Origin of the sequence: Aquabacterium sp. NJ1 (genome assembly GCF_000768065.1) — a bacterium.
Classification (GTDB): Bacteria; Pseudomonadota; Gammaproteobacteria; order Burkholderiales; family Burkholderiaceae_C; genus Aquabacterium.
The window spans coordinates 1,216,612-1,240,445 of record NZ_JRKM01000001.1; the positions used below are offsets into that span (position 1 = coordinate 1,216,612).

24 protein-coding genes are annotated in these 23,834 nt (G+C 65.8%); 8 read left to right on the forward strand and 16 right to left on the reverse strand.

The features are described from left to right. Positions 1–55: 55 nt before the first annotated feature. A complete protein-coding gene (locus JY96_RS05265) occupies positions 56–862 on the forward strand; it encodes a helix-turn-helix transcriptional regulator (RefSeq protein ID WP_035035560.1) in 807 nt (268 codons plus the stop codon). Here the strand turns inward: JY96_RS05265 and JY96_RS05270 are convergent. From JY96_RS05270 to JY96_RS05285, 4 genes are read right to left on the reverse strand one after another with little or no spacing between them, the layout of a single operon-like run. Next, the gene (locus JY96_RS05270) at positions 849–2,060 is read right to left on the reverse strand and encodes a CaiB/BaiF CoA-transferase family protein (RefSeq protein ID WP_035035562.1); all 1,212 of its coding nucleotides are present in this window, start codon (positions 2,058–2,060) and stop codon (positions 849–851) included. The two genes, JY96_RS05265 and JY96_RS05270, sit on opposite strands and share 14 nt — an antisense overlap. Positions 2,061–2,103: 43 nt before the next feature. After that, positions 2,104–2,544, reverse strand: a complete 441-nt coding sequence (locus tag JY96_RS05275) for a biopolymer transporter ExbD (protein ID WP_035035564.1) — start codon at positions 2,542–2,544, stop codon at positions 2,104–2,106. Positions 2,545–2,577: 33 nt separating this feature from the next. Further along, complete coding sequence (locus JY96_RS05280; protein WP_081961051.1) at positions 2,578–3,351, reverse strand: MotA/TolQ/ExbB proton channel family protein; 774 nt, start codon at positions 3,349–3,351, stop codon at positions 2,578–2,580. 9 nt (positions 3,352–3,360) lie between these two features. Beyond that, on the reverse strand, positions 3,361–4,149 hold the full coding sequence (locus JY96_RS05285; RefSeq protein WP_152606363.1) for an energy transducer TonB: 789 nt from the start codon (positions 4,147–4,149) through the stop codon (positions 3,361–3,363). Between the two features lie 166 nt (positions 4,150–4,315). On the opposite strand from JY96_RS05285, the gene tssA reads away from it, so the two are divergent. Further along, positions 4,316–5,401 carry a type VI secretion system protein TssA gene (tssA, locus tag JY96_RS05290; protein ID WP_035035566.1) on the forward strand — a complete coding sequence of 362 codons (1,086 nt, stop codon included), beginning with the start codon at positions 4,316–4,318 and terminating at the stop codon, positions 5,399–5,401. A gap of 93 nt (positions 5,402–5,494) precedes the next feature. On the opposite strand, the gene JY96_RS05295 is transcribed toward tssA, so the two are convergent. From JY96_RS05295 to JY96_RS05320, 6 genes are all read right to left on the reverse strand, one after another. Then, positions 5,495–6,286 carry an OmpA family protein gene (locus JY96_RS05295; protein WP_235333857.1) on the reverse strand — a complete coding sequence of 264 codons (792 nt, stop codon included), beginning with the start codon at positions 6,284–6,286 and terminating at the stop codon, positions 5,495–5,497. A 13-nt stretch (positions 6,287–6,299) separates the two neighbouring features. Next, on the reverse strand, positions 6,300–7,286 hold the full coding sequence (tagF, locus tag JY96_RS05300) for a type VI secretion system-associated protein TagF (RefSeq protein WP_035035571.1): 987 nt from the start codon (positions 7,284–7,286) through the stop codon (positions 6,300–6,302). Continuing rightward, entirely contained in the window at positions 7,283–11,161 is a 3,879-nt protein-coding gene (gene tssM, locus JY96_RS05305; RefSeq protein WP_035041358.1) for a type VI secretion system membrane subunit TssM, read from the reverse strand. The genes tagF and tssM overlap by 4 nt, the downstream gene beginning before the upstream one ends. 18 nt (positions 11,162–11,179) lie before the next feature. Further along, positions 11,180–12,730: a hypothetical protein gene (locus JY96_RS05310; RefSeq protein ID WP_035035572.1), complete on the reverse strand. Its 1,551-nt coding sequence runs from the start codon at positions 12,728–12,730 to the stop codon at positions 11,180–11,182. A gap of 79 nt (positions 12,731–12,809) precedes the next feature. Beyond that, positions 12,810–13,076, reverse strand: coding sequence for a PAAR domain-containing protein (locus JY96_RS05315; protein ID WP_035035574.1), 267 nt, complete (start codon positions 13,074–13,076; stop codon positions 12,810–12,812). Positions 13,077–13,209: 133 nt separating this feature from the next. Beyond that, positions 13,210–14,055, reverse strand: a complete 846-nt coding sequence (locus tag JY96_RS05320; RefSeq protein ID WP_235333859.1) for a M15 family metallopeptidase — start codon at positions 14,053–14,055, stop codon at positions 13,210–13,212. A 124-nt stretch (positions 14,056–14,179) separates the two neighbouring features. On the opposite strand from JY96_RS05320, the gene JY96_RS05325 reads away from it, so the two are divergent. The 5 genes from JY96_RS05325 (at position 14,180) to JY96_RS05345 (ending at position 18,219) form a co-directional block, all read left to right on the forward strand. Next, positions 14,180–15,121 (forward strand): hypothetical protein, encoded by a 942-nt coding sequence (locus tag JY96_RS05325; protein ID WP_152606364.1) that lies wholly within the window; start codon positions 14,180–14,182, stop codon positions 15,119–15,121. A 122-nt stretch (positions 15,122–15,243) separates the two neighbouring features. Next, the gene (folE, locus tag JY96_RS05330; RefSeq protein WP_035035579.1) at positions 15,244–15,999 is read left to right on the forward strand and encodes a GTP cyclohydrolase I; all 756 of its coding nucleotides are present in this window, start codon (positions 15,244–15,246) and stop codon (positions 15,997–15,999) included. A 5-nt stretch (positions 16,000–16,004) separates the two neighbouring features. After that, positions 16,005–16,433: a BLUF domain-containing protein gene (locus tag JY96_RS05335; protein ID WP_035035581.1), complete on the forward strand. Its 429-nt coding sequence runs from the start codon at positions 16,005–16,007 to the stop codon at positions 16,431–16,433. Further along, on the forward strand, positions 16,427–17,362 hold the full coding sequence (locus JY96_RS05340; protein WP_235333860.1) for a DUF429 domain-containing protein: 936 nt from the start codon (positions 16,427–16,429) through the stop codon (positions 17,360–17,362). Before JY96_RS05335 ends, JY96_RS05340 begins: the two co-directional genes overlap by 7 nt. Continuing rightward, a complete protein-coding gene (locus tag JY96_RS05345; RefSeq protein WP_035035583.1) occupies positions 17,359–18,219 on the forward strand; it encodes a D-hexose-6-phosphate mutarotase in 861 nt (286 codons plus the stop codon). The genes JY96_RS05340 and JY96_RS05345 overlap by 4 nt, the downstream gene beginning before the upstream one ends. 30 nt (positions 18,220–18,249) lie before the next feature. On the opposite strand, the gene JY96_RS05350 is transcribed toward JY96_RS05345, so the two are convergent. From JY96_RS05350 to JY96_RS05370, 5 genes are read right to left on the reverse strand one after another with little or no spacing between them, the layout of a single operon-like run. Continuing rightward, positions 18,250–18,888, reverse strand: a complete 639-nt coding sequence (locus tag JY96_RS05350) for an SCO family protein (protein WP_052162164.1) — start codon at positions 18,886–18,888, stop codon at positions 18,250–18,252. Positions 18,889–18,896: 8 nt separating this feature from the next. Beyond that, positions 18,897–19,823 (reverse strand): heme o synthase, encoded by a 927-nt coding sequence (gene cyoE / locus JY96_RS05355; RefSeq protein ID WP_052162165.1) that lies wholly within the window; start codon positions 19,821–19,823, stop codon positions 18,897–18,899. Positions 19,824–19,850: 27 nt separating this feature from the next. After that, positions 19,851–21,098 (reverse strand): heme A synthase, encoded by a 1,248-nt coding sequence (locus JY96_RS05360; RefSeq protein ID WP_052162166.1) that lies wholly within the window; start codon positions 21,096–21,098, stop codon positions 19,851–19,853. A 15-nt stretch (positions 21,099–21,113) separates the two neighbouring features. Next, entirely contained in the window at positions 21,114–21,800 is a 687-nt protein-coding gene (locus JY96_RS05365; RefSeq protein ID WP_035035584.1) for a hypothetical protein, read from the reverse strand. After that, positions 21,787–22,584 carry an SURF1 family protein gene (locus tag JY96_RS05370; protein ID WP_035035586.1) on the reverse strand — a complete coding sequence of 266 codons (798 nt, stop codon included), beginning with the start codon at positions 22,582–22,584 and terminating at the stop codon, positions 21,787–21,789. The genes JY96_RS05365 and JY96_RS05370 overlap by 14 nt, the downstream gene beginning before the upstream one ends. Positions 22,585–22,626: 42 nt before the next feature. Here JY96_RS05370 and JY96_RS05375 point away from each other — a divergent pair, with 42 nt between their 5' ends. After that, on the forward strand, positions 22,627–22,845 hold the full coding sequence (locus tag JY96_RS05375) for a twin transmembrane helix small protein (RefSeq protein WP_035041366.1): 219 nt from the start codon (positions 22,627–22,629) through the stop codon (positions 22,843–22,845). A gap of 72 nt (positions 22,846–22,917) precedes the next feature. On the opposite strand, the gene JY96_RS05380 is transcribed toward JY96_RS05375, so the two are convergent. Continuing rightward, positions 22,918–23,802, reverse strand: coding sequence for a cytochrome c oxidase subunit 3 (locus tag JY96_RS05380; protein ID WP_035035588.1), 885 nt, complete (start codon positions 23,800–23,802; stop codon positions 22,918–22,920). Positions 23,803–23,834 lie beyond the last annotated feature (32 nt).

Genomic DNA, 23,834 nt, shown 5'->3' on the forward strand with positions numbered 1-23,834 from the left:
TGGATGACCATGCAGTATCATTTTTCGATACTTTCATGCATGAACGGAGCCATCGATGAGCACCAGCCAGGATCTGGTCAAGGCCTTGAAGGCGGAGCTGAAATCCGCTGGTGTGACCTACGCCCAGCTGGCCGCGCGCCTGGGCATGGCCGAATCCAGCGTCAAGCGCATCTTTGCCAAGGCCGACATGCCGCTGTCACGCGTGGACGACATCTGCCGCGCCCTGAAGCTGGACTTCGCTGAACTGGCGCGCCGCGTGGCCGATGCACAGCCCATGCGCCGCGAGTTGAGCCTGGCGCAGGAGCGCGCCGTGGTGGCGGACCGCAAGCTCCTGCTGCTGGCGATTTGCTGCCTGAGCCAATGGACCTTCGAGCAGATCGTCTCCAGCTACGCCATCAGCGAGGTCGAGTGCATCCGCTACTTCGCCAAACTCGACAAGCTGGGCATCATCGAGCTGCGCCCGCTCAACCGCTACCGCTTGCAGGTGGCCAAGACTTTCAGATGGCGCCCCAACGGCCCGGTGATGGACTTCTTTCGCCACCACGTGGTGGACGAATACTTCGCCGGCGGCTTTGACGGCGAGGATGAATTGCTGTTGCTGGTGCACGGCTCACTGGGCCCGGGCCTGGCCACGGCTTTTGCCGAACGCCTGCAGCGCACCGCCGAAGACTTCGCGCAGCAGCACCTGGCCGACCAGCGCCTGCCCGCCGAGAAACGCAAGCCCTACACGCTCGTGGTCGGCCTGCGCTCGTGGTGGTGGCAGGCCTTTGTGGACCTGTGGCGCGAGCCACCGCCCTCGCCAGCAAAGCCCGTCAACAAGCCCCCCACCAAATCGATCAACAGGCCGATCAAGGCTTCTTGAGCGCGGCCAGCACGGCCTCGGTGTCCTCACCCAGCATCGGGCCACGGCGCTGGATCACACCCGGTGTGCCCGACAGCTTCGGGATAATGCCCGGCACCTCGACGGTCAGGCCATCGTGCGTGGTCACCGGCAGGATCATGTCGCGTGCGCGATAGTGCGGGTCGTGGGCGATATCCTGCGCGTTGTAGATGCGGCCTACGGGCACACTGGCCGCGTTGAGCACATCCAGCACCTGATCGACAGGGCGCGTGGCCGTCCAGGCACCAATGGCCGCGTCGATCTCGGCCACACGCTTGACACGGCCGGGGTTGCTGGCCAGCTCGGGGTCGGTGGCCAGGTCATCACGCGCGATCGCGATCATCAGGCGCTTGAAGATCGAGTCCCCATTGCCGCCGATCACCACCATGCCATCGGCGCAGGGGTAGGCATTGCTGGGCGCGATGCCGGGCAAGGCCGAGCCCGCCGGCTGGCGAATGGCCCCAAAGGCGCTGAACTCGGGCAGCAGGCTTTCCATGCAATTGAACACGGCCTCGTACAAGGCCACGTCCACCACCTGCCCGCGGCCCTTGGGCGCTTCGGGGCTGATGCTGCGCTGGCGTGCCTGCAAGGCCAGCAGGATGCCGATGGCACCGTGCAGGCCGGCCAAGGTGTCGCCCAGGCTCACACCGGCACGCACGGGCACGCGGCCCGGCTCGGCATTGAGGTAACGCATGCCGCCCATGGCCTCGGCCACCACGGCAAAACCAGGGCGCTCGCGATAAGGCCCCGTCTGCCCATAACCGCTGATGCGCAGCATGATCAGGCCCGGGTTGCGCTGGCTGAGGTCTTCATAAGCCATGCCCCATTTCTCCATGGTGCCGGGCTTGAAGTTCTCGATGACCACATCGGCTTCGTCAATGAGGCGGCGCACGATGTCGCGGCCTTCTTCCGTGCGCAAGTCCAGCACCACGCTCTTCTTGTTGCGGCTCTGAAACTGCCACCACACGCTGGTGCCGTTGTGCAGCATGCGCCATTGGCGAAGCGGGTCGCCGCCGGCAGCGCCCTCGGCCGCAGGCGGCTCGATCTTGATCACATCGGCGCCGAAGTCGGCCAGGGTCTTGCCGGCAAACGGGCCCGCGATCAACTGGCCGAGTTCGATCACCTTGAGTCCTTCAAGAGCCTGAGGCGGGATGGTGGCGGTATTCGATGTGGTGGTCATGGCAAAAAATGTTCAGTCGGCAGATGCTCACGCGGTGAGCGCCTCATGGCGCAGGCTTGGGTCGCGTGGCCAGCTCAGGGTCGGTCACGAAGTTGATCTTGGTGAGCCCGGCCTGCGCCGCATCGGCCAGCACCTCAGCCACCGCGCGGTAAGGCACGGCCTGGTCCGCACGCAGGTGCACTTCGGGCTGCACGGCCTTGCCGGCCTCGCTGGCAAAGCGCGTCACCGAATCCTCGCGGCTCAGCGCCAAGCCGTTCCAGTAACGCACGCCATTCGCATCGATCGACAGGTCGATCTTCTCGGCCTTGGCCGACATCACCTGCGCGCTGGCCTTGGGCAACTCCAGCTTGATGGAGTGACTCAGCAAAGGTGCGGTCACGATGAAGATGACCAGCAGCACCAGCATCACATCGATGAGCGGCACCATGTTGATCTCGGCCATGGGCGCGTTGGCGCGTTTGTCGTCGAAACTGGCAAAAGCCATATCGTGTCCTTTCCACGTCCGTTCTGCGTCCGTTCAGTTGGCCTGGCCCGAGCCCTTGAGCGTCTGGCCGGTCGACAGGAAGGTGAACAGCTCGAAGGCAAAAGCATCCAGGCGCGCGCCCCATACACGGTTGCTGCGCGTCAGCCAGTTGTAGCCCATCACGGCGGGGATGGCCACAGCCAGGCCCACGCCGGTCATGATCAGCGCCTCACCCACCGGGCCGGCCACCTTGTCCAGCGTACCGGCACCCGTGGCGCCAATGGCGAGCAGCGCGTGGTACACGCCCCAGACTGTGCCGAACAAGCCCACGAAGGGCGCCGTGGCCCCGATGGTGGCCAGCACGCTCAGGCCGCTCTCCATGTTCATGGTGATCTCGTCGAGCACCTTCTTGATGGTGCGCGTGAGGAACTCCTGCGCGCTGCCGGCTTCTTCCAGCTTGGCCGCGCCAAAGCGCGCGTGGTGAGCCTGTGCGTGCATCGCGTGCGCGGTCAAGTGCGCGAACGGCTCGTGCACGCCCTTGGCCGCGATCTCGCCTTGCACGGCTTCCAGCGAGGTGGCATTCCAGAAGAAGTCGAGGAAGGCGCGGCTGCGCTTCTGGCGCCGCACCAGGGCCACGCCCTTGGTCAGGATCAGGCCCCAGGACACCAGCGACATCAGCACCAGGATCAGGAACAGGCCCTGCCCCACGGCATCGGTCTGGTGGATGAAGTGCACGAAACCAAGATCGGACGCCGCCGGCTCACTGGTCACGGCCGCCGATGCGGGCAATGCGGCGGGCAAGGAAGCGGCAACAGCTGGGAGGGTCATCTTGCGGGTCTATTCCAGATTGAAAACGATTTCGGCGGGCACCCAGACGGCACGCGGCACACCGGCCTCGACATGAGGTTGAAAGCGCGCGGCCTTCATGTTTTGCACGGCCTGCCGATCCAGCCGCGGGAAGCCCGAGCCTTTGCTGACCAGCACATCCTTGGGGCGGCCTTCTTCATCCACCAGCACCTTGAGCTGCACCACGCCGGATTCACCCAGGTCACGTGAGGCGCGAGGGTAAACCGGCGGCGGCTCGACCAGGTAGCGCACGGCCGACATGGGCAGCTCCTTGGGGCTAGCCGAGACCGGTCGAGCGGGTTCAGTTGCGGGCGCCGGGTTCGTTGGGGCATGGGCGGTGCTCGTGGCAGCCGGCGCCGGGGTCTGGGCCACAGCCTGGGTCACCGGCTTGCTGTCCTGCACCGGGGCCGCCACCGGCACATCGGCAACTGGCGCCGGCCTGGCGCTGGCCAGCACAGGCGTCTGGGCTGGTCGGGCCGCTGCGGGTGCCGGGTTCACTGCTGGTTGCGGCATGGCACGGGCCGGCGCAGGCACCGGTTCAGGCGGCTTAGGGGTCACAGGGGGCGCTGCCCGCTCGCTCACGGGCCGAGGGCTGTCCATCACCAGGGTGGCCGTGATGATCGGCGGCTCGGCCACCACAGCGACGGGGCTCGCGGCGTGCCACAAGAGCCAGGCGATCAGCGCGTGCGCCACCACCACCACCGCGCCCAGTGCGCCACGCTGGCGCGCACTCAGGTCCGCCGGCAAAAGTGGCAGACCGGATGCGGTCGATCGGGGCAAGACAAGGCTCATGGCAAGTGCACGGGCAGGGCGAGGCAGGCAGGCAGGCAGGCAAAACGCCGATCTTATCCATGTTGAATGACACCTCCCCAGCTTGGGGGAGCCTGGTGAGGCGAGCCAGGCCGGGCTTCATGGGATGATTGCCGCTCAGAAAAACAGGGATCGTATGGAACTTGACGCCTTGCTCGCGCCCATTTCGGACAGCTCGCCATGTGGCGAAGACATGTCCTTTTCGCTCGAATTCGACCAGATCGCCGAGATGCGGCGGCAGGACGACCCCACCCTGGATCAGGGTGAATGGGTCACGGCGCTCAAAACAGCTGACTGGCCGGGGGTTGCAGAAAGCTGCAGCACGCTGCTGAGCACCCGCACCAAGGACCTGCGGCTGGCCATGTGGCTCACGGAAGCGCTGGCGCTGACGCAGGGTTATGCCGGCCTGGACCAGGGCCTGCAGCTGTGCACCCAACTGAGCGAAACTTACTGGGATGCCCTGCACCCGCAAGCCGATGGCGGCGACTACGAAGAACGCATCGGCAACATCGGCTGGCTGCTGCACCGCGTGGTGGCCTTGAGCACCGCCCTGCCCTTCACCAAGGGCCGCCAGGGTGCCGCCTACAGCCTGAGCGACCTGGCCGCAGCCCGCCTGGCATCCAGCAGCACCGAGCGCGACAACCAGGACCAACGCCAGCCCGCCAACGACCAGATCACGCTGGAACAGTTCAACCGCGCCCTGAAAGACACCCCTGCCCAGTACCTGCTGGGCCACCTGCAAGCCGCCAAACGCTGCGAAGCCCACCTGCTGGCCTGGCAAGGCGTGGTGGATGGCCACCTGGGCGCCGATGGCCCAGGCTTCGTGCAGGCCAAGGAAGCCGTGGCCGCCGCCATCCACGAGCTGGAGCGGCTCTGCCGTGACACTGGCGCCCTGGGTGAAGCCGGCAGCCTTGGCGGCACCGACGACGGTCAGCCTTCACCCGTTGCAACAGATGACGACACAGCAGCATCAGGCACGGGCGGCAAGGCAGGCGGCCCGCCGCGCACACGCGCCCAGGCCCTGCAACAGCTGCGCGAAGTAGCCAGCTTCTTCCGCCGCACCGAACCCCACAGCCCGGTGGCTTACCTGGCCGAAAAAGCCGTGAAGTGGGGCGAGATGCCGCTGCACGAATGGCTGCGCAAGGTCATCAAGGACCAGGGCGCCATGTCGCACCTCGAAGAGCTGCTGGGCCTGGACAACGGCGACGAAGCCGGCGCCTGAGTGGCCTGTGGCGCCACCTGAGCGGCCATGAGGCCAGGCGCAGGTGGCGGCCACGCCTGGCTACGCGTCGGTCACGCCTCGATCACACGCTGATCAGGAGCCGACGCGGAACTCGATGCGCCGGTTGCGGGCCCGGCCCTCTTCCGTGGCGTTCGACGCCACCGGCTGATCCGGCCCCAGGCCTGAAATGGCCACGCTGTCAGCAGGCAAGCCCTTGCCCACCAGGTAAGACTTCACCGACTGCGCCCTCGCCAGCGACAGGCTCACATTGGCAGCCCGCCCACCGGAGGCATCCGTGTGGCCGATGACCTCGAACTTGCGCCCCTTGAGCCTGGCCATGGCCGCGGCCATCTCGTCCAGGATGGGCAAGGCCGTGGGCCGCAGCACGGCGCTGCCTGGCTCGAACTCCACGATGCGGTTGGCCAGTGCCTGGTCCACCACCGCCTGCTCCTGAACCGCCACGCGCAAGCCATTGCGCACGGTGTAGGTCGGGTTGAGCGACTGGGCCATGTCACTGGCGATCTGCTGGCGCACGGACTCGTTGCCCACCTCGCCACGCAGATCAATGGTATTGCCCTGGATGCTCAACTGCCCATGGCTGACCTGCTTGAGCGACGGCGACAAGAGCTTTTGCACATACTGGTTCCATTGCGGCGGCGCCACAACCGAACCCAGCGTGAGCTGGTCCACCACACGGTCGGCGCCATAGAGCTCGCGCATGCGCGAGATCACGGCCACGCGCGTGGCCTCATCGGGCACCGTGCCCGCCACCACCACCTGGTTAGGCCCGGTCACCTGAGCGGCACCAGCGGCTGCGGGCACCTGCGCCAACGCGCCCTGCACACACACCGCACCCAGGCAGCCCAGCAGCATCCATTTCGACAAACATGGCTTCACATCAGACTCCCAGGAACACTTCGCGGTAGGTGCTCAAGGCTTGCGCCAGCGACAAGGCCGGATCCCGCAGGTAGTTGGACAATTTGCGCAAGCCGTAATCTGCGTCCACCTCGTCCTCGACCCAATCGGCCTCCAACAGGTGCACACCCTGCTCCTGCAGCAAGGCCGGGTCGATCACCGCTTGAAGCGTGGCCGCCGACGCGCCCTGGAAGCCCAGCACCATGTAGGGGCACCCCTGGACCTGGGTGATGAACAACCCCAGTTCCAGCGGGTGCCGAGCAAAGAAACCCGTGATCAGAGCCAGCCAGTAGGCTGCCACCGGGCCCTTGAGCGCGGCATCGGCCACCAGGGGCAGGCACAGCACCTTGTTGAGCTTGGCCGCGCCTTGGGCCATGGCCGGCTGCAGCAGCATGCCCAGCGCCAGCGTGGCCTGGCGCACCGACAGGCGCGTGCCACTGGCCGCCAGCATCTGCTCCAGGCTGGCCACGGTGTGCGTCTCCAGGAAGTCATCGAAGGCGCGCTGCGCGGCGGCCTGGTTCACATCCACATCCAGCGGCCCGGTGAGGCTGGCCTGAGCATGTTCCAGCTCGATGGCCGCATGCGCCACGCGCGCCACCTGCTCCAGCCTTGCCCAAAGGCGTGACAGCGCCACGGGCCCCAGCGGCGCGAAATCACGCGGCTGCGCCAGGTCAAAAGCGCCAGCGGTGATAAAGGGAAAGCGCCGTCCGGAGGCGTCCTGGCTGGCCAGCCAGTGCCCCGCCAGGCCCACGGCGCTGTCGGTGCCCAGGATGGCAAATTGCGTGGCGGGGGCTGCGTCATAGATCAGCTTCCAGCGCGGGTCCATGGCCAGGCGGTCCATGGTCTGCGACTGCCACTTGTCCAGGCTGGTGATGAGCGCGGCATGCTGCGCGCTGCGAACGAAGTCACCGCGGGACGGCACCTTGCCAAAGTACAGCAACTCCGTGGAGGATGTGCGCACCGCGCTCATGATGCGGAACCTTCCTGCTTGTTGTTGTTCGCCATGGCCTCATCCGGGCCGGCAATGATCGACGGCAGCGCGCCCGGTCTGGCTTGCGGGCCATTGCCACCGGTTGAAGCGGTAGCCGGAGCGGCAGGGGCAGGCGTCGCGGCATTGGAGATGATGCGCAGCTGCACACCCACCGAGTTGGCGCCCTGAGGCCAGCGCAGCTCGAACAGCTGGTTGTCGATGCGCTTGCGTTGCGCGGCGTTGATCATCTTCTCCAGCCCGAAGCGGCCCGATTCATTGAAGAACTCGACCGGCTTGCCATCCAGCGTCATGCCGGTGATGTGCACCCCCGGCGTGCCTGGGCCTGGCCACACGAAGTGCGTCCAGCTGGCCGCGCCATTGCGGTAGCGCATGACCTGGCCATCGATGTCCACCGTGTACTCGGTCAGGCCAGGCGCTGCCAAAGGCAGGATCTGGAAAACCGTCTGCGCGTCGGCCGCTGCGGTGGCGCCACCACCCGCTGCAGCGCTGCTGCCACCACCACCGGCAGCCTGCCCATTGAGCGGCGCAATCCACGAACCCAGGCCCGCCACGAACTCGGGGCGCAGACGCAAGCCCATGTCGGCCCAGGTGCGCGGCGTCACGCCGTCGCCGCGCTTGAGCACCAGGGCACCCAGCGACTGCTCGACAAACTTGGCGATCACGCCTTCGGCGCCAAACACCTTGGCGATCTCGCCAGGTGCGGCCTCCATGCGCGAGCTGCGGTCAAACGGATACTTGCTGGCCAGGGTGCGCTGATAGGGCTCGAACACCTGCGCCATCCACACGCGGTTGAGCTCGGCTTCTGCCGGTTTGACGATGACCGCGAAAGCCTGCATCAAGGGGCGAACCAGCAAGGGGCGCAGCGTCGCACGGGCCGAATCGCTCATGCCATTGAGCATCTGCTCGTCGACCATCTTCAGCGCTTCACCCAGCTCGCCGCCGCCCTCCAGTGTCTGCAGCATCAGCTGGCGCGAGGCAGGGCCCGGGTCGCCCTGGGTCTTCATCTGGTTGAAGCGCGAACGGATGCGGGACAGGGACTCCAGATAAGGCTTGATCATGGGCGCCCCATCTTCGCGCGGCACCATCAGGCGACCCACGGCTTCAAACTCCTTGCCGATGGGCCCCATGGGCTTGTTCTTTTCCTTGTCCAGGTTGATCTCGGCATTGATGGTCACCGGTGAGGGCACGGCGCCCAGCACCCTCTGCTTGAACCATTCCATGAACGTGCGTTTGCCCTGGCCCAGGCGCTCGTCCAGCAGGCTGGGGTTGTCCCACGAGGTCTGCTCGTACAAGGTCTTGAGCAAGGTGCCCACGGGCGAGCTGGTCGGGTCACCCAGGCGGTTCATGTTGGCCACGGCCACCTCGAAGCTGCCGAAGTCCTGCACGCTGATGCTCTGCATGAACTTCTGCCACTCGCGCACGTACTCGGCCTTGTAGAGCTGCGTGAGCGACTTCTGGATCTGCTCGGGGCTGCCCTCCAGGGTCAGGTCATCGTGCGAGGCCGTCTTGAGCACCCAGTCGGTGGACTGCAGCTCGCTGTTGGCCGCATCCTTGATCGCGTCCTTGATGTAGCCGTTCCAGGCTTCACGCGTGAAGGCGCCCGACACCGCATAACCACCAGCCACCACCTGGCGGTCGGCGTCGCTCACGAGGCGCGCGACCGTCACCGGGGCAAAGCGCGTGGCGGCACGGGCCTTGATCTCGGCGTACACGCGCTCGCGTGCCGGCATGCCCTTGATGACACGGCGCAGGTTGTCTCGGGTCTGGTCCAGCAGGCTGATGTTGAGGTCCTGCTCGGGGAAGGCCGCATCGTTCATCTGCGCCATGGCAAATGACATGATGCGCTCGGCCTTCTGGATGAGCTGCTCGCGCGGCATGTTGCCGCGGTTGGCGTCCAGCCAGGTGCGCCAGAAGCGCGTGAGCTGGTCGCTCATGTGGCCGGGCTCCAGTCGGCTGCGGTCACCCAGCATCAGGTAGGCCTTCAAGGCGTTGTAGGCCTCGGTCACGTTGGTGCTGGACGCGTTGGCATAAGGCGAGCCTGCAGCGGGCGCCTCGGTGACGGGGTCACCATTGGCATGCTCGGTGATCACGCCGGGTGCCGCTGTCGCCACGGGCGTGGCTGCAACCGGTTGCGCATTGGGATCAGGCAGGAACTGCAATGGGCGCAGATCGGCTGCGTGCGCGTTGACGTCGCCCAGATAAGCGGCAATGGCCTGCGCCGTGGGCTTGAGCATCACCACCTGCAGGCCGTTGTAATACTCCTCCTTCAAACGGTCTTCAATGGCTTGCCCTTGATACAGCCCCAAGCCGATCGACCAGGGCCGCGTCTGGCGGTAGCGCTGCATCTGCTCCAGGCGATCCTGCAGGATCTCCAGGGCCTCCAGGCGAGATTGCAGGTCCACGCGGTTGTCCTGCACCTGCTGGGCCTTGACCAGATCAGCCTGCACATGGGCCACCAGCTCGCGGTTGCCCATGTAAGACCAGGTCCAGGCGGCCAGCAGCGCGCCCAGCAGCAGCACGCCACCAAAGAAGGTGGCATACCGCAAGCGCAGCTTGGTGCGGCTCGTGTACTGCTGGACCAGCTGGCGGTCCGCGAAGATCACGCGCGAGAACAGCTCCTTGAGGAAGAAGCCGCTGTTGGAATACACCGCGGCCGATGTACCCGGTTGCAGCTGCAAGCCGAACTGCTCGGCCACGCGCTCGCTGGCGCGGCTGGTGGACTGCCCTTCCTGCACGGCGCTGGTGAAGTAGAAGCCGCGGAAGATGGGCCGGAACTGGTACGGGTTCTCTTCAAACAGCGTGTTGATGAAGGTGCGCATCGCCGGCTTGAGCGCGGCGAACTCCAGCGGGAAGGTCAGCACGCCGGGCGGCAGTTGCTCGCCCCGGTGCAGGGACATGCGCGCCACGGAGGCTTCCTTCAGGCCCTGGTAGAGCTCGTCGAAATGCGTCTCGAACTGCGACACGGCATCCACTGTCCCGGTGGTGTCATAAGGCAGGGTCGCGCCCCAGACCTTGTCACGCTCGCTGCGGTCGCGATCCTCGAAGAAGTCGACGAAGCCGGCGATCAGGTCAGCCTTGGTGAACACCACATAAACGGGTGCGAACACCTCCAGCTTCTCGGTCAGCTCCTGCACGCGCTGGCGCAGCTTGCGGGCCAGGTCGATGGCGAACTCGGGGCGGTTGGCACCCAGCTCGGCGATGCTCACGGCGATGATCACGCCATTGAGCGGCGCCTTGGGGCGATGCCGCTTGAGCAGCGACAAGAAGCCCATCCACTCCTTGCGGTCCTCTTCGTGCACGGAGTAGCGGCCTGCGGTGTCCAGCAAGATGCCTTCGGTGGTGAAGTACCAGTCGCAATGGCGTGTGCCACCGATGCCCTGGATGACGTTGTCGGCGCTGTCTGCAAACGGGAACTTCAGGCCGGACTTGACCACGGCAGAGCTCTTGCCCGCAGCCGGGTTGCCGATCACGGCATACCAGGGCAGTTCGTACAGCGCGGCCGAACCAGAGGTCTCACCCAGCTTGGACGACTTGATCAGCTTGACGGCCTCGGCCATGCGTTCACGCACGGCAGCCACTTCATCCTGCTTGCCGGCCTTGGCGGCCGCCTTCATGGCCTTGTCGGCCTCTGCATCCATGGCGTTTTCCAGCGACTGGGCGGCCTTGCGGGCCTTGTAGCGGCGCACGCCCCACACGATGGCCCAGGCCAGCAGCAGCAAGCCCAGCACCAGCACGGCCCAGACCAGGCCGATGCGCAAGGCGTCTGCGCCTACCAGGAGGAAACCCGCCAGGGCCGCCAGGCCGATGACGGCCAGCACGCGGGGGTCAAGAAGAAACTGCCAGATTCGTTGCATGGACATATCCAATGTCGATCAGGTTGAAGCGAGGGCGGCACCCCAAGGTGCCAGCGCCACCACCACCCGCTCATGAGAAGACTGCACGTGCGTGGCCACGGCCACCTGATCGGGCACCTCGCCCGCACGCAGCGCCGTGCACGCCAGGGCGGAAGGCACCAGGGCCCGTGCCAGGCCCATGTCACCGCAGGACTCACCCACGCGGGTGACGGCCAGCATGGGATCCACACCGGGAACCACCTCCTGCAAGGCCTCGAACAACTCTGCCGTGCGGCTGGCACGGTGGTCAGCATCGGACACGACCAGCAAGCGGTCCTTGTCGGCCTGGTTCAAGGCCAACGCCTGCTGCAGCGCCGCGCCCAGCACGGCGGCGCCCACACGCCCGGCAGCATCGGCCGACTTGTCGCGCGTGGCCCGCACGGGGCGCCACATGCGCACGGGCGGCACCTCGGGCTCTGCCTGCAAAGGCCAATGCTCGTTGGCCAGCAAGAGGCCCGCAGCGGCCTCACCGGGCACCCTGCCCGTCTGGTGCGACGAGGTGAACAACTCGCCCACGGCCTGCATGCGCTCGACGCTGGGCTCATTGACGGCGCTGTCCACCGCCAGGATCAGCAGCAGCTCGGGGCGTGGGTCACGCGACCATTGCACGATCTGGCGGTCGACCTCGTCCCAGAAACCTTCAGGCCGCTCGACGGCTTCGGTCAGCCAGCGCAGCCCCTTGGCCTGATGGGCTTCAGCCCAGTCCAGCAGCGCGCCGCATTGGCTGCGCACCCACTCCACCGCGGTATCACGCTCGCTGGTCGCCCATTGCGCAGGCAACAGCAGGCGCACGGTCAGCTGGGGCGCCAGCGCGGATCGCGCCTGCACCTGCGCCTTGTTGACCGGGGCGGCGACACCAGACAGATGCGCCTTCATGGCGGTACCTGATGCGCCCTCGCCTGTGCTGCTCTCTGCGCCGCTTGCCGCGGCCATCACACCCGATGGCGCCAGGGCGCTCACGGCATCCAGCATCTGGTGCAAAGGCGCTTCCAGCAAGGCCAGGCCGCGCAGCACCGGTTCAGACAAAGCAGGCTCCTGCATCAACTCGGCATGGGCATCCAGCCAGTCACGCACGTCCAGATCGGCCACGCGCGAGGTGAAGATGGGCAGGCCGTCCACATCCTGCAGCTCGCTGTCGAGCTCAGGGCGCACGGTGTGAGATTGCAAACCGGCCCAGGCCGCGCCCGCATCGTTACCGGCCGCCAGCGTGACCGCTTCGGCCAGCACCCAGGCTGACAAGGCACGCTGCGCTTCATCCGACACCGCATGGACCGAAGCCACCGTTGGCGCACCTTCGGCGGCCTTGGTAGCCGGCACCACGGGCGCCGCCGCCTGCGCACGCAGCCGCTTCACACCCCACAGCACCAGCAGCAAGAACGCCGTCAGCGCCACAGGCAGCACAAACAGCTGCCCCACGATCTCGCCCGTGCTGGCGTCGTGTGCATTGTTCTGCCAATGCCAGATGGTGATCAGCCACACGATGATGGTGATCGCCAACCACAGTGCGCCTGCCTTCAATACCTTGGTCATGCTCTGACTGCCTGCTTGATGACCGTGTCGATCCCGACCCCGACCCGTTTACCCGTTGATGTGTGATGACCTGCCAGCGTCAGTTGCCCGTGGACACGGCCTGAGCGGCAATGAGGGTGGCGCCGCAGGCGCACTTGTCGCCATGGCGTGCGGCGGGCTTGCCGTCGATGATCATGGTGGGGTCACCTGACACGATCACGGTCGTGCCATGGCTGCGCTTGGGGCAGGTCACCTGGTCGCCCACGCGGGCAATGCGCTTGCCTTGCGTGTCAGTCGTGCCGGAAGCCTCGACCACGGTGCCACCGTGATCGGTGGTGTCACCCAATACGATGAATGGACGGCCCATGGCGTCAAGCTCCCTGTCTGATGTTGTTTGTGTCAGCCGGATCTCTCCGGTGCGGGGCGAGTCTAAAGGCTGCACGCGCCATCAAGCCCCCCCGCTGGAGGGGTCGCACCGTTACCAACTGTGTCAAATGCGCTCAGCGGTTACCCGCGGCCCGGATGGCGGCTTTCGCGGCGGGCTTGCGCCACTCCATGTGCCCCAGGTCCATCATCTGCCAGCGGCCACCCCAGGTCAGGCCCACCTGCTCGGCCACCTGCCCATAGAGCTGGTAGCCACGCATAGCCCAGGGGTCCTTCTCGGAGATCACGAGCTTGCCGTCCTTGTAGAAGGCGCAGTCCACCGCCAGGCCGTACTGGTGGTAGCTCTGCCAGGCACCGGCCATGGTCACATTGCTGCCCTTGGCCGCCAGCATGGCCTGGCGCTCGGGGCTGCGGTAGCCCTCCAGCAGCGCCATCTCGTAGCCGTGCTCCTCTTTCATGATCTTGAACACGGCCAGGACACGTTGCACGAACTCGGCATCCATCTGATCCCAGCGGCGGTCGGCGCTCGACAGCATCGGGCGCACGATCTCGACCTCGGCCGTGGTGAACACGGCCGGCGGCAAGGGGGGCGGCGGCACCAGTTGCTCACCGGCCAGCAGATGCGCCACCTGTCGGTTGCCTGGGTCGACCCGGTCATCAAAACCATCCAGTGCACGCGGGCCATGCAGGCTCCAGCCCAGCACCATCAGCACCGGGGCCAGCAGCAAGAGCACGCTGCCCACGGCCCACATCCAGCGTGCCTGCCACCAGGCCTGCGCAGCCTGGGCCTGCCCGAGCACACCACCCACCACGGCCTCACGCCCCGACTGCACCTGGCGCCCCCATGACTGCCCGCGCCGGGCGCCGCGGCGAGACCAGCTCAGGCAAGCCTCGCGCAAACGATCACGCCAATGCGGAAAGGCCCGCAGCGCCAGCACGCCGCAGCCCAGCAGAAAAGCCAACCATAACCACCCTGTTCGCACCATTTTTGTAACTATTGTTTGCTGACTGCTGGCCACCCCATGACGCCGAAGACCAGCCGTCCTTAGAATCCGCCGATTACGCAAAGAACCTAGGGAGACCGGCTTGAGCCAGCACAGCGGTGGGCGATCTGCCCGCCACCTCACACCAGACAAACCCGGCCGTCCCAGCCTGGATCGCCCCAGCCTGTTTGCAGGCATGGACAACGAGCCCAGCAGCTTTGACGGCGACACGCAGCGCGTGCGCATTCTATCGACGCTGGAATCAACCCGCCGCCCCGCGCGCGGCCCGATGAAGATCCATGGCATCACGAAGAAGAAGCGCAGCAACTGGCAGACCAAGGCTTTGCTGGGCCTGATGGCCGTGGGCGTGCTGAGCCTGCTGGCCAGTTTCGTGATGGTTCTGGTGAACGGGCACGCCGCTTCGTCCAAGGCAGATGCGGCCGATCAGGCGCCAGCGGACCATCGCGAGGCCACCAGGCCTGCCGCCCCCCCCCGCGTCAGCCCGGACAACCCGCTGGCCGCCCTGGTCGCGCCACCGCCAGCGCGCACGGCGGCCATCGCGCCAACACGCACCGAGCAAGCTGCGGTGATCGAGAACGTGGCCATTGCCACGCCTGTGATCAACCATGGTGCCAACCCTGCCCCTGCAAAATTGAACACCGAGGCCAAGGCAGCGTCGGCCCTGCCTGTCGTGCCCAAGTCGTCGGTCATCGCCACAACCGCCGCCGCAACAACCGCCACAGCCAAAGCCGAACCCGCCAAGCCCACCGTGCTGGCCATGGCCACGCCCACCTCACAAGACACCAGCAAGCAAGCCAGGCCCGCCGCACCCGCAGGCAAGCGCCCTCAGGCAAGCAGCCGCAATGATGAAGACGTGGCCCTGCTGGAAGCCATGTTTGCCCACACCCGCCCCCGCCCGGTCGTTGAATCTGCGGCGGATGAAATCAAGCGCCGCTGCAGCAGCCTGAGCGGCCCGGAGGCCGCCACCTGCCGTGCACGCGTCTGCGTCCAGAACCCCACTGCGGCGGTCTGCCACCAGGACTGAACAAACCCTGTTCACGGCCAGATTGCGCGCCCAGGCGTGCAACTGCAATCCGGACAAGCAACAAGGTTGTCCCGCGCTTGTTAGCATCGAGGGTCTGTCATCCCCCTGTCATTGGACGCGCCATGACCACTCCCTCGCTCAGAGCCATCGATACCACCAAGCCGGAAGCCCCCACCACGGAGGCATCCGAGCACGAGGGTGTGCCGGTTTCCATCAAGATCCGCGAGCGCATCAAGGCTGCGCAAAAGCGCTTCCACGCCAACGACAACATCGCCGAGTTCATCGAGCCGGGTGAGCTGGACAAGCTGCTTGACGAGGTGCAGGCCAAGATGAACACCGTGCTCGCCAGCCTGGTGATCGACACCGACAGCGACCACAACACGCAGGACACGGCCCGCCGCGTGGCCAAGATGTACCTCAACGAAATCTTCCGCGGCCGCTACCACGCTGCCCCCTCGGTCACGGAATTTCCCAATGCGGAAAGGCTCAACGAGCTGATGATCGTGGGCCCGATCACCGTGCGCAGCGCCTGCTCGCACCACCTGTGCCCCATCATCGGCCGGGTCTGGATCGGGGTGATGCCCAACGAGCACTCCAACCTGATCGGCCTGTCCAAGTACGCGCGCCTGATCGACTGGATCATGAGCCGCCCGCAGATTCAGGAAGAAGCCGTGACCCAGGTGGCCGACGTGCTGCAATCTCACATGAACCCTGATGGCCTGGCCGTGGTCATGGAGGCCGACCACTTCTGCATGCACTGGCGCGGCGTCAAGGACATGGACTCCAAGATGATCAACAGCGTCATGCGCGGCTCCTTCCTCAAGGACCCGAATCTGCGGCGAGAATTCCTTTCGCTGGTCAACCACAAGAAAGGCTGAGCCCCATGTTGGTACGTCTGCTGTATGCCAGCCGCGCGGCTGAGGCCCTCACCCCTGAAATCGTGGACAGCATCCTGGCTGCTTCGCGCAAGGGCAACCCGGCCTTGGGCATCACGGGCTTGCTCTGCTACAGCGGCGACATCTTCATGCAGGTGCTCGAAGGTGGTCGTGATGCGGTCAGCCAGCTGTACAACGCCATCAGCCAGGACCCGCGCCACCGCGATGTCGTGCTGCTGAGCTACGAAGAGATCACCGAGCGCCGCTTTGCCGGCTGGACCATGGGCCAGGTCAACCTGGCGCGCGTCAACCCCTCGATCCTGCTGAAGTACTCCGAACGCCCGGTGCTGGACCCCTACGCGGTGTCGGGCAAAGTGTCGATCGCGCTGCTCGAAGAGCTGATCGCCACGGCCTCCATCGTGTCGCGGCCTTGCTGAACACGCCCTCATCCAGCCCCGCCCAGTTGCTGGGCCTGGACTTCAGCTGCGCACCCAGCAAACGCAAACCGCTGACCCTGGCCTGGGGGCGCCGAGCCGGGCACGTCGTCAAGCTCGACCGGGTGGACGAGTTGCCCACGCTCACCGAGCTGGAGGGCTTGCTCGCACCTGATCACCCGGAGCTGGGCCAAGGCTTCGTGATGGGCTGCGACTTCCCCTTTGGCCTGCCCAAACCCTTTGTCGACGCCTTGTGCGCGCATGGGCCCGGCGAGTTGCCTACACTGTTGGCCAAGCTGGATGACCCAGCCCAAGGCCAGACCACGGACCGCCTGATTCAAGCCCTGCATCGCCACTGCGGCAACCGCGCTGGCTTTCAGAACCTGATCGACACCTGGGGCCAAAGCTGGCACACCGATCGCCCCGCCGGCAGCAAACTGCTGCACCGCCCTACCGACCAGGCTGCACCGGGCACCTCCAGCACCAGCCCGCTGCAGACGCGTTATGTGCCCGTGGGCAAGATGTACTTCGAAGGCATGGCCCGGCTGGTTGAGGCCAACATCACCCTGCCCGGCTTGCGCCAAGGACGCCCCCAAGCCGTCGCGTTCGAAGCCTACCCCGGCTTGCTCGCCAGCGATTTGCTGGGCAAGCGCAGCTACAAGAGCGAGACCGACGCAACCAACGAACGCCTCATCGCCCGCATGGACCTGGTCGACGCGCTGGAACAAGGCCGCAGCCGCCTGGGCCTGCGGCTCAAGCTCAGCCCCGCCCAAAGGGATCAACTCGTGTCAGACCCCAAAGGCGACCGCCTGGACGCCGCCTTGTGCCTGATGCTGGCGGGCTGGGCGCATCAGCAGCACGAGCAAGGCGCAGCCCTTTGGGGCATGCCCAGCAACGTCAACCCCATCGAAGGATGGATACTCTCGGCATGAGCGACTTGATTTTCCCGATGACCGAGGTGCTGGGCCAACCAGCTGTGCGCGTACAAGCCCCCGATGGGGCGCAAGCCATTGTGCTGCTGCACGGTGGCCATGTGGTGTCCTGGATCCCTGCGGGCGGCCGCGAACAGCTGTACCTGTCCCCCCAGGCTGTGGCCGGCCCAGGCCAGGCCGTGCGCGGCGGCGTGCCCGTGATCTTCCCTCAGTTCGAACAACGCGGCCCGGACACCAGCCTGCCCCGCCATGGCCTGGCGCGCACCCGCACCTGGGCTGTGGAGAGCAGCAGCCGCGCCAAGGACCACGCTCAACTGACCCTCGCGCTGGACGACAACGCCGAGACCCGCGCCCTGTGGCCACACAGCTTCACGCTGGAGTTGACCGTGTCGATCAGCGGCCAGCGGCTGGATCTGGAGCTCTACGCCCACAACCCTGGCGAGACCAGCTGGCCTTTTGCTGCTGCCCTGCACACCTACCTGGCCGTGCCCGACCTGTCGCAAGCCCGACTGCAAGGGCTGGAGGGCTGCCACTATGTGGACAGCCTGACCGGTGGCGAAACAGTGGAAGACCACCCTGAGAAACGCTTCTCCGGTGAGGTGGACCGCATCTACGCCAAGGCCCGCAACCTGCTGCTGCGCGACGGCCCGCGCCGCCTGGCCATCGAGGCCGACCAGCTGCCTGATGTCGTGCTGTGGAACCCCGGCCCGGACAAATGCGCCGCGCTCAAGGACATGCCGCCAGACGGCTGGCAGCACATGCTGTGCGTGGAGGGTGGCAACATCCTGGAGCCCATCACCCTGGGCCCGGACGAGAGCTGGAGCGGCCGCCAGAGCTTCACGCTGCTGGCGTCCTGATCGTGCGCGGCCTGATCGGCACGCTGCCGATCAGTGCTTCGCCTGGGCCAGCAGCTGCCGGATGTCGGCCGTGAGATCCTCGACCTTCATGCCGTAGCGCACGAACAGGCGCACCTGGCCTTCAGGGTCGAACACGAAGGCACCCGCGGTGTGGTCCATGGTGTAGCTGCCGTTCTTGGTGGGCACCTTCTGGTAGAACACCTTGAACTCCTGCGCCGTGGCCTCGGTCTGCGCCAGCGAGCCACGCAGGCCCACAAAGCTCGGGTCCATGTTCTGCAGATAGGCCTTGAGCACCTCGGGCGTATCGCGCTCCGGGTCTACGCTCACGAACACGCCTTGCAGGCGCTCGCCATCGGCACCCAGCCGCTTGCGGACCTCGGCCAGCTCGGCCATGGTCGTGGGGCACACGTCAGGGCATTGCGTGAAGCCGAAAAACACGAACAGCACCTTGCCCTTGAAATCAGCAAGCTGGCGCGGTTTGCCGTTGTAATCGGTCAGCGAAAGCTTGCGGGCGTAGTTCGCACCGGTGATGTCCACGGCGTTGAACTTGGCCTGAGGGGTGTCGGCCTTGGGCGCAGGCGCACCGGGCTTGTCACACGCAGCCAGAGACAAGGCGGCCAGGCCGGCCAGCAACACCTTGCGGCGTGTCGAAGAATAAATTGGTGGCATGAGCTTGCTCAGATCGTCCAGTAATGATCGACCAGCAAGGCGGCAAACAACAGCATCAGGTAGATGATGGAGAAGCGGAAAGTCTTGCGGGCCAGCTCGTCACTGTAACGCCGCCACAGCGCAAAAGCGTAAGCCAGGAATGCCAGGCCCAGGCTCAGCGCGGACCACAGGTAGATCCAGCTGCTCATGCCGTAGATGAAGGGAAGCAAACTGCCCGCCAGCAGGATCACCGTGTACAGCAGCACATGCAGGCGCGTGAACGCGTTGCCATGGGTCACCGGCAGCATGGGCAAGCCGGCGCGGGCATAGTCCTCGACGCGGTAGAGCGCCAGCGCCCAGAAGTGCGGCGGCGTCCACAGGAAGATGATCAGGCACAGCATCAGCGCCTCGGGCTCGACCGCACCACGCATGGCGGCCCAGCCCAGCACCGGCGGCATGGCCCCCGATGCACCGCCGATCACGATGTTCTGCGGCGTCAAGGGCTTGAGCACCACCGTGTAGATCACGGCGTAACCCACGAAGGTGCCCAGCGTCAGCCACATGGTGAGCGCGTTCACCCAGATGGCCAGGATGGCCATGCCGACGCCGCACAGCACGGCACTGAAGCTCAGCGTCTGCCAGAGGGTCAGCTCGCCGCGTGCGGTGGGGCGCCAGGCCGTGCGCTTCATGCGGGCATCGATGCCCTGCTCGATCAGGCAGTTGAACGCAGCGGCCGCGCCGGCCACCAGCCAGATGCCGATGCAGGCCGCCAGCGCGGTAAGCGCCTCCGATGTGCTGGGCATGCCTGGCACAGCCAGCAACATGCCAATGACCGCGCAAAACACAATCAGCTGCACCACGCGGGGCTTGGTCAGCACATAGAACTGCCGGAACCTCGATGGCACGGGGGGTGACGCGCCAAGCTCGTTGGCGGGAGAAGCGATTGCGTCAGACATGCATGAACTCTGGAATCTGGATAGCCACTATGAGGACGACGCCTGTGGCTCGCCAGCGTGAAGTCCCTGATGCGGCCGAGCGTTCAAGCTGCGTGGCCCAGTGCTGGCCTGACCGGACCGCGCATTCGCCCGGGGCGACACGCAGATCAGCACACGCACCAGCCGCCAGACCAGCAAAGCCGCACCCAGGGTGTGCGCCAGTGCGGCCACCAGCGGCCAGCCCAGCACCACATTGCTCAAGCCGCTGAGCAGTTGCCAGCCCGCCAGCAGCCACAGGATGCGGCCATCGTGACGCCAGGGATGGTCACCCTGCGCACCCGCCTGTGCCGTGATCGACCAGCGGCGTAAAAGGGCCCCGAATGTTACCAGAGCAAGCAAAACCACCACCGCCACCAGGCGATGCAGCACGTGGATCGCCGTGAGCGCGGGCAGCGTGATGAAGGCCCCCTGGCCATCGCCGCCCAGCGGTCTCAGCAGATGAAAACCCATGCGGAAATCCATCTCCGGCCACCATTGCCCCTGGCACATGGGCACCTCGGTGCAAGCCAGCACGGCGTAATTGGTGCTGACCCAGGCGCCCAGCGCGATCTGCAGGGCCAGCAAGGCCAGCACCGCCCAGCCCAGCCTGCGCAAAGGCGCGCGCTGCCAGCTCAGGCGCAAGGCTGGCGGCAGTTGGACGACTTCCAGCACACGCACCTGTGCCGTCAGCAGGCCCACGCCCAGCATGGCGCCAATGAGGTGGCCCGTCACGATGATGGGCTGAAGCTTGAGCGTCACAGTCAGCGCGCCGAATGCGCCTTGCGCGCACACCCAGATGAAAGCCGCCGTGGCCCAACAGGGCGACAAGGCCCCTGCGCGCCCACGCATCCACCAGGCCAGGGCCATCAGCGCGGTGATCAGCGCCCCCACGGCGGTGGCCAGGTAGCGGTGCACCATCTCGATCCACGCCTTGCTCTGGGAAACCGGGCCCGTCGGCAGCGCCGCATGCGCAGCGCTGATCTGATCGTGCGCGGCAAAAGGGCTGGTCTCACCGTAGCAGCCCGGCCAATCGGGGCAACCCAGGCCGGAATCGGTCAAGCGCGTGAAGGCACCAAACACCACCAGATCGATGGTCAGAAACAGGGTGAGCACGGTCAGCACCCGCTGCCAGGCAGGCCAGCCCTGCAAGCCTTGCCTGCGGGCACGCAGCGCCACCACGCTCGCGGGCAACAGGGCCAGCAAGGCGCCCAGCAGGGCTACTTCCAGTGCGGGGTTCAGATTGATCAGGCCAAGCATGCGCCTTGTGTCCTCTCAGCGCCCCGGTTCATCCCAGGACTCGTTGGCCTTCATCAGGCGCGCCAGGTCCTTCTTGATCCGCGAGGGGTCGGCATCCACGGGGAAGCGCATCATCCAGTCGCCACGGGGGTCGACCAGATAAAGGTGTGCATCCAGGGCCTGCCCCTCCTGCGGTGCCAGCCACCGCGCGAGGTCGACCGGCGAGGTCCGCAGCACCCAGGCGTTCTTCAAGCCTTCCTGCAACGCCGCACGCACCGGAGCCTGATCCGTGATCAACCAGACCCGGTCCAGGCGATCCTTGTCCTTGCCCAGCGTCTCGCGCAACTGGCGTTGCAGATACAGGTGCTGCTCGCAACGCTGGTCGCAGGCGCCACTCGCCACCGTCACCAACAGCCATTGCCCTTTGAGCGAGGCCGCCTTGACCTCATGCCCTTGCTGATCCAGCAGCGGCAAATTGGCGTCAGAAGGCATCGGCCTGGGCGGCGTGATCAAGGTGCCGTAGTTGACGCGGCCCTGCGGCTTGATCACGTAGTAGGTGAAGTACGACGCCACCACGGGGGCCGCGCACACGGCCCACACCAGCAGCATCTTCAGGCGGCCTGCGCGCGTGCGCTGCGCGGGTTCTTCGCTGGCGGGCGTGGGCATGCTGTGCACGCTCAACTGGATCATGGGATCGGCCTGCGCGGTATCAGGATGGGACATGTGCACTTGCTCGTCGTGGGCGGATGATTTGGAACCAGACCGTGAGGCCGATGATGCCAGCGGCCATGGCGAACCACTGCGCGGCATAGGCCAGGTGCGTGTCCTGCCCTAGCCCCGGTTCGGGCCAGTTGCGGCGCAAAACTTCGGCATGTTCGTCGGCATGTTCGGCCGGTGCCTCAGCTTGCACCTGAAGCACGGCACCAGCCAAGGGGGCTTGCCCCAGCCAGTGGCGCCAGAATGCCACGTCGGCGTTCTGCCTCAACAGCGGGCCAGTCTGCTTGGCGGGCATGGCCTCGTCACCCAATTGGTAAGTCCTGGAGAGCCCCAGTGTGACGAGCCCCTGCACGCTCACCAGCCCGGTTGAGGTGGGCACGGAGGGCAGCGCACTGCGGTCATGCACATCGCGCGGCACCCAGCCCCGCTCCACCAACACGACGCGACGGCCGCAGCCCCCTGCACCACCATCGAGCAACAAAGGCGTGACCACGACAAAACCGCTCATGCCATCCATGGGCCGGTTATCCAGGAAAACCGTCTTGTCGACAAGCCATCGCCCCTGAAGGGCCACGGGCTTGTAAAAGGGCAGGCGCTCTGTGTTCAAAGACGGGTCACAAGGCCAGTCGTCGTTGCGCCAGGGCGCCTGTGTGCGCTGGGCCAGCATGTGCTCATGCGCCTGCCGTTTCTCGGCCGCACGGCTCAATTGCCAGAAGCCCAGCTTCACGGTCAAGGCCGTCAACAGCAGGGCCACCAGCCAGACCACGATGCGTCGCTGCCCTGGGGTCATTGCCCTCCTCCGGTCACACCGGGGCACCCATAATCCGTGTTCATGAAAATCGTGATCGCATTTGCATTGCTGGCCATTGTGATGGCACTGGCGCTGGCTGGCCGCGCCATGTTGCAAGATGGCCGTGACGGGCAGCCCAAAACCAACCGAATGGTCAAGGCCCTGGCCTTGCGCGTGGGGCTGTCGATCGCGCTGTTTCTGTTCATCTTGCTGAGCTACAAGCTGGGCTGGATCCACCCGACGGGCGTGCCCCTGAAGTAAAAGAGCGCCGCAAGGGCGCTCCGGATGGTGGGTGTGCAGGGCCTTTGTTGAGCCCCGCACGCCGTGATGCGATCAAGTCCAGTACACCACCATGTACAGGCCCAACCAGACCACGTCCACGAAGTGCCAGTACCAGGCTGCGCCTTCAAAGCCAAAGTGCTTGTCTGCCGTGAAGTGGCCCTTCATCAAACGCAAGGTGATGAACAGCAGCATCAGCATGCCGACGAACACGTGCATGCCGTGAAAGCCCGTGAGCATGAAGAAGGTCGAGCCGTAGATGCCCGACGACAGCTTCAGGTTCAGGTGGTGATAAGCCTCGTAGTACTCGAAAGCCTGCAAACTGATGAAGGTGGCCCCCAGCAGCACGGTCAGCCACATGAAGCCGATGCACTTGCCGCGCAGGTTCTCGCGCAGCGCGTGGTGCGCAATCGTCAAGGTGACACCAGACGTCAGCAGCAAGGCCGTGTTGATGGTGGGAATCGGCCATGGGCCCATGGTGCGGAACGGCTCCACGGTACCAGCAGGCGACGCTGTCATGCCGGCCATTTCGGAGGGCCAAACAGCCTTGAAGTCAGGCCACAACAAGGCGTTGTCGATGCTGCCCAGGTTGGGCAACACATGCAGGCGCGCCCAGTAGAGGGCACCGAAGAAGGAGCCAAAGAACATCACCTCGGAGAAGATGAACCAGGCCATGCTCCAGCGGAAGGACAGGTCGATGCGGTCGCCGTACAGGCCACGTTCGCTTTCAGAGATGGCATCCGAGAACCACTGCTTGAGCACCACGGCCCACCAGATGAAGCCGGCCAGCACGCAGTAAGGCGCCCATTCAACGCCGTTGACCCACTGCCCGGCCCCCAGCACCACGAAGAACAGCCCGACGGCCGCCATCATCGGGTGCCGCGAGGGCCCCGGCACGAAGTAATAAGGGGCTTGCCCTTTGGTCACCGCAGTGGACATCTATGTGCTCCTCAAGAAACAACACCCGTCAC